At 62.0% G+C, this 5,684-nt stretch carries 6 protein-coding genes; 3 read left to right on the top strand and 3 right to left on the bottom strand.

Annotated features, from left to right (window positions below; genetic code table 11):
* Positions 1–160: 160 nt before the first annotated feature.
* A complete protein-coding gene (orn, locus tag IQK56_RS25600; RefSeq protein ID WP_150674920.1) occupies positions 161–703 on the bottom strand; it encodes an oligoribonuclease in 543 nt (180 codons plus the stop codon).
* Positions 704–811: 108 nt separating this feature from the next.
* Between orn and rsgA the strand changes: the two genes are divergently transcribed.
* On the top strand, positions 812–1,843 hold the full coding sequence (rsgA, locus tag IQK56_RS25595; protein WP_003171340.1) for a small ribosomal subunit biogenesis GTPase RsgA: 1,032 nt from the start codon (positions 812–814) through the stop codon (positions 1,841–1,843).
* 77 nt (positions 1,844–1,920) lie between these two features.
* Here rsgA and motB read toward each other — a convergent pair whose 3' ends face one another.
* Together motB and motA are read right to left on the bottom strand one after the other, a co-directional pair.
* A complete protein-coding gene (gene motB / locus IQK56_RS25590; RefSeq protein ID WP_122308460.1) occupies positions 1,921–2,937 on the bottom strand; it encodes a flagellar motor protein MotB in 1,017 nt (338 codons plus the stop codon).
* Between the two features lie 3 nt (positions 2,938–2,940).
* Positions 2,941–3,792, bottom strand: a complete 852-nt coding sequence (gene motA, locus IQK56_RS25585; RefSeq protein WP_122308461.1) for a flagellar motor stator protein MotA — start codon at positions 3,790–3,792, stop codon at positions 2,941–2,943.
* A 167-nt stretch (positions 3,793–3,959) separates the two neighbouring features.
* Here motA and IQK56_RS25580 point away from each other — a divergent pair, with 167 nt between their 5' ends.
* Positions 3,960–5,495, top strand: a complete 1,536-nt coding sequence (locus IQK56_RS25580; RefSeq protein WP_122308462.1) for an HDOD domain-containing protein — start codon at positions 3,960–3,962, stop codon at positions 5,493–5,495.
* A gap of 57 nt (positions 5,496–5,552) precedes the next feature.
* Positions 5,553–5,684 (top strand): rhodanese-like domain-containing protein (locus IQK56_RS25575; RefSeq protein WP_341869547.1); only part of this gene is annotated, 132 nt, incomplete at its 3' end.

Genomic DNA, 5,684 nt, shown 5'->3' with positions numbered 1-5,684 from the left:
GTAGTGAGCGGGCTTGCCCCGCGCTGGGCTGCGCAGCAGCCCCAAATAGTTGGCGATGATATTTATCTGGAGGAATGCGGCGACGGTAGTGGGGCCGCTACGCAGCCAACGCGGGACAAGCCGCTCACCACAGGAAGCCCGGACACGGCAAGAAACCGTTTCAAGCCTTGATGAAGTGCTTGCGGTAATGCTGCAGCTCGGCGATCGACTCGCGAATATCGTCCAGCGCCAAATGGGTGCTGCCTTTGTGGAAGCTGTCTTTGACTTCCGGCGCCCAGCGCGCGGCCAGTTCCTTGAGCGTGGACACGTCCAGGTTGCGGTAGTGGAAGTAACTTTCCAACCCCTTCATGTGCGTATAGAGGAAGCGGCGGTCCTGGCAGATGCTGTTGCCGCAGATCGGCGACTTGCCCTTGGGCACCCACTGTTCCAGGAAGGCGATGGTTTCGGCTTCGGCCTCGGCCATGCTGATGCGGCTGTCGCGCACACGCTGGGTCAGGCCGGAGTTGCCGTGGGTGCGGGTGTTCCACTCGTCCATGGTGGCGAGCACGGCGTCGCTGTGGTGGATGGCGATCACCGGACCTTCGGCCAAGGTGTTGAGGTTGCTGTCGGTGACAATGGTCGCCATCTCGATAATGACGTCGGTGTCGGGGTTCAGACCGGTCATTTCCAGATCGATCCAAATCAGGTTCTGTGGGTTTTGCATGGCTTGATTCTCTTGGCACCTTGGCGTAGCTGCGCAGTTTAGCAGGCGGGGCCGTGCTAGACTCGCGACCGTTTTACCCAACCTTTGCATTATCGACACGGAACACCAATGGCCAAACGCCAGCTCAACCGTCGCCAAAACTGGCGCATCGAAAAGATTCAAGGCGAACGCGCCGCTCGCGCCGCCAAACGTGAATCCTCCGCCGTGGAAGCGCTTGAGGGCGGCGACCTGGGCCCCGAGCAAACGGGCCTGGTGATCGCGCACTTTGGTGTGCAGGTCGAAGTCGAGGCGCTGGAAGGCGAACTGGCAGGCTCTGTGTCCCGCTGCCATTTGCGCGCCAACCTGCCGGCGCTGGTCACCGGCGACAAGGTCGTGTGGCGTGCGGGCAACCAGGGGATCGGCGTGATCGTCGCCCAGCTGCCGCGCACCACCGAGTTGCGTCGACCTGACAGCCGCGGACAGCTCAAGCCGGTAGCGGCCAACGTCGACATGATCGTGATCGTGTTCGCGCCGTTGCCCGAGCCCCATGCCAACCTGATCGACCGCTACCTTGTAGCCGCCGAGCACGCCGGCATTCGCCCGCTGTTGCTGCTGAACAAATTCGACCTGATCGACGAGCAGAACGCTCCGGCGCTGAATGCGTTGCTGGCGGTCTACCGCACCCTGGGTTACCCGGTGCTGGAAGTCTCGGCCCATCACGGTAACGGCATGGAACAGCTGCAACAGCAGTTGGACGGGCGCATCAGTGTGTTTGTCGGCCAGTCCGGCGTGGGCAAGTCATCGCTGGTCAACAGCTTGCTGCCGGAAGTCGACACCCGTGTCGGCCCGCTGTCGGAACTCTCCGGCCAGGGCACCCACACCACCACCACAGCGCGGTTGTTTCACTTCCCTGGTGGCGGTGAGTTGATCGACTCCCCTGGGATCCGTGAATTCGGCTTGGGCCACGTCAGCCGCAGCGATGTGGAAGCGGGCTTCATCGAATTCAACGACCTGATCGGCACCTGCCGTTTTCGCGATTGCAAACATGATCGCGAGCCGGGCTGTGCGTTGCTCAAGGCCTTGGAAGACGGGCGTGTGCAGCAGCAGCGGATGAACAGCTATCGGTCGATTATTGCGAGCTTGCCTGAGAGCAGTTACTGACCCTTGTGGCGAGCAAACTTGCTTGTAGGGCACATACAAAAAGGCCGCGATCATCGCGGCTTTTTGTACGTGCTGTCTTAGGATCCCGCCTTAGGCACCGTAGGATCCTTCACTCCACCATCATCAAACAGATTCAGCTTCTGCCGCAGCTCATGGGCCGGCAACGGCTCCTGCCCCGGCGGGATGGCGTTCGGATCAGCAGGCACTTCGCCCGGCGCACCCGCGCCTGGAGTTGGTGCAACGGGCGGCTGATCACCTTCAATTGCGCGCTGGGCCTTTTTGGTCAGCACCACGATGTCGATACGCCGGTTGATCGGGTTAAACGGATCCTTGGGCTCGAATAGCTGCGAGGAGGCAAAACCCACCACACGTGCCACTTGCGGGTCGGGGTAGCTGCCTGCCACCAACGCACGACGGGCGGCGTTGGCGCGGTTGGCCGAGAGTTCCCAGTTGCCGAAATCACCCTGGCCGGCATACGGCTTGGCGTCGGTGTGGCCGCTGATGCTGATCTTGTTCGGCACCGCCTTGATGGTGTCCGCCATGGCCAGCAGGATGTCTTCGAAGTACGGCTTGAGCCGCGCACTGCCGGAATCGAACATCGGCCGGTTGGCGGCATCGGTAATCTGGATGCGCAGGCCTTCGGGCGTGATCTCGAACGAGATCTGATCCTTGAATTTGAGCAACTGCGGATTTTCATCCACCTTGGTCTGCAACTCTTGCAGCAACAGCTCCAGGCGTTCCTGCTCGACCTGCTCGGCCATGCTCTCGACGGTGTCGCGCTCGATCGGGATTTTTTCCTGCGGGGCCTCGGTCTTGACCTCTGGGTTGATGGTGCGCTCAGGCGCCAACTGCGGCGAGCCGCCCAGGTCGATCACAAACGGCGTGCCACTTTCCGAGAAGCCAATCGGGTCTTTGAAGTAACCGGCGATGGCGATCTTCTGTTCGGGCGTGGCGGTAGACATCAGCCACAGCACCAGGAAGAACGCCATCATCGCCGTCGCAAAGTCGGCAAAGGCGATCTTCCAGGCGCCACCATGGTGCCCCGCAGCGAAGCGCTTGACGCGCTTGATGATTATCGGCTGGTTGTTTTCCATGGCTTAGCGACCGCGAACCGCTTGTTCCAGCTCGGCGAAGCTTGGGCGATGCTTGGGGTACAGCACCTTGCGACCGAACTCGACCGCCAACGAAGGCGGCATGCCGGAAGCGGAGGCTACCAGGCTGGCCTTGATCGATTCGTACAGGTTGATTTCTTCCTTGGCATCGTGAGCCAGGGAGGTGGCCAGCGGGCCGAAGAAACCATAGGCCGCGAGAATACCGAAGAACGTACCCACCAGCGCCGCACCTACGTGCATGCCGATGGCCGCTTGGTCACCTTCGCCCAGGGACGCCATGGTCACCACGATACCGAGCACCGCCGCAACGATACCGAAGCCGGGCATGCCGTCGGCGATGCCGGTCACGGCGTGGGAAGGGTGTTCCAGCTCTTCTTTAAGGCTGAACAATTCCATGTCGAACAGACCTTCCAGCTCATGGGGGGCCATGTTGCCGGAGGACATGATGCGCAGGTAGTCGCAGATGTAGGCGGTCATGCGTTCGTCTTTGAGCACGGCCGGGTACTTGGCGAAAATCGGGCTGGCGGCGGCGTCCTCGATGTCGGCCTCGATGGCCATCATGCCTTCGCGGCGGCTTTTGTTGAGGATCTCGTACACCAGGCCCAGCACTTCCAGGTAGAAGGTGTGGGTAAAGCGCGAACCGAACATGGCCAGCGATTTCTTGACCACGTGCATGGTCATGTAGCCGGGGTTGGCCTGCAGGAAGGCGCCCAGTGCCGCACCGCCAATGATCATCACCTCGAAAGGCTGGATCAGTGCCGCAATTTTACCGTGGGACAGGACGTACCCGCCGAGCACGCTCGCGAAGACGACGATGATGCCGATAATTTTAGCCATAGGAGATGAGTACTTGCGCCGTCGGGTTCATGGACATATTTGGGGGAACTGGAAAACTCTTGTTCCTCTTATCGGCAAAACTGCGCCAGACTATAGCCCGTTAAGGCGAAAAGCCAGTTCGGCCCGCTCCGGGCGTGTTGACCGCAAGTGATGATCGCGCCCCAATCATGGCTAATGAAACGACAGTCCCATCTGTAAGACCTATCTCTCTCGCCGCTTGGATCAAGCGCCTGGACGACGTGCTGCTGCCCGTTCCACAGGCCAGCCATGACCGGGTGTGCAAGGCCATCCGCGACAGCCGCAGTTCGTTGCGAGATATTGCCGAACTGATGCAGAACAGCCCCGCCCTGGTGCTCAGCGTGATGCGCGAGGCCAACAGCCACACCCATGGCAGCCTCTCGGAACCGGCGGAAAACCTTGAAGTGGCGCTTAACCGCCTGGGCCTCAAGCGCGCCGAAGAACTGCTCGCCCGCCTGCCCTCGGTGCCGGCCCAAGAGATTCCCGTGGCATTGCGCCAACTGCTGCTGGTGAGCCAGCACGCGTCGCAGCAAGCCAGCGGTTTGTTCGGCAGCCGTCTGGCGCGGCTCTGGCAGGACATTCACTGGGGCAGCCTGTTGTTTCTGTCGCCGCTGTGGCCGATGGCCGTTGCCTACCCCAAACTGCTTGAAGAGTGGGAACTGCGCGTCATCCACAAAGGCGAGCCTGCACGCAAGGTCGAGCAGGAACTGTTCGGCGTGCGCCTGCTGGACCTGTGCCTGGGTCTGACCGAAGCCTGGCACCTGCCGATCTGGGTATCCCAGGGCTATACCCTGCTGCTGCGCGAACAACGCTTGCTGGTCAAGGCGCTGCATATCGCCCGCGAAGACGACCCGTTGCGCCACCAGCAATTGCTCGACGCCGAACCCAATCTGCGGCGCTGGCTGAACCAGCCAGCCAATACCGTGCTGCTGGCCAATGGCCTGGCGATGTCAGCCCAGGAGTCCTGGACCTGCCCGCACACCCAACGCTGGCAATACCTCACCGCCCTGTACCTGCAGCAGCCCCTGGCAGAGGTGCAGCAACACTCTCACCAACAAGCCGTGACCAGCGCCCGCACCGCCCTGATGCCCGACCTCTGGCACCCGGCGCTGTCGCTGATCTGGCCGTGGCACGTCCAGAAGATCCATCGCGGCCTGCTGCCGGCGGCGCCACCGACTGCCGAGGCCCTGGCCGTTTGGCGCAACCGCTGCACCGAACTGCTGGTAGAGCCGAGCCGCTTTGCCAACGCCATGCATTTGACCACTTGCGCCAAGGAAGCCCTGGTGGCCAGTGGCATGCAGCGTGTCCTGTTGTTCATGGCCGACCGCGCCCTGAGCACCTTGCGTGTACACCAGGCCGACGGCCTGCCCAAAGACGCCACCAACCTGAGCCTGGACGTGGTCAACAGCACGCTGCTGCAACGCTTGCTGGAAAAATCCGCCCAGGTGCGCCTGACACCGGACAACCACGCGCAATTCTCGGCCTTGCTGCCGCCGATCCTGCGCCGCCTGTTCACCGGTGAACACCTGCTGTTGCGCTCGATGAGCTGCAATGGCCGCGTGGTGATGGTGATGGTCGCCGACCAGGGCGGCGGGCCGTTCTCGGAAACCACCGTGCAGGCCTTCGGCAAAACCGCCCAGTGCATCGAGAAAGCCCTGCACAGCTTTACCAACCGCAGCGCCTGATGCTTGCGCTACAATCGCCGTCCTTTATCGCCAACATTTGTGCCCAGGAGACCTCACATGCCTGACTTCTCTGGCTTGCCGCTGGTGATCGAATCCAGCGACCTGCTCGGCAAACTGGATGCCGAGCACCTGATTCTGGTGGACCTCACCAGTGCCGCCCGCTACGCCGAAGGGCATATCCCCGGCGCG

Origin of the sequence: Pseudomonas cyclaminis, assembly GCF_015163715.1 — a bacterium.
Classification (GTDB): domain Bacteria; phylum Pseudomonadota; class Gammaproteobacteria; order Pseudomonadales; family Pseudomonadaceae; genus Aquipseudomonas; species Aquipseudomonas cyclaminis.
This window is presented reverse-complemented; position numbering and strand designations above follow the sequence as displayed.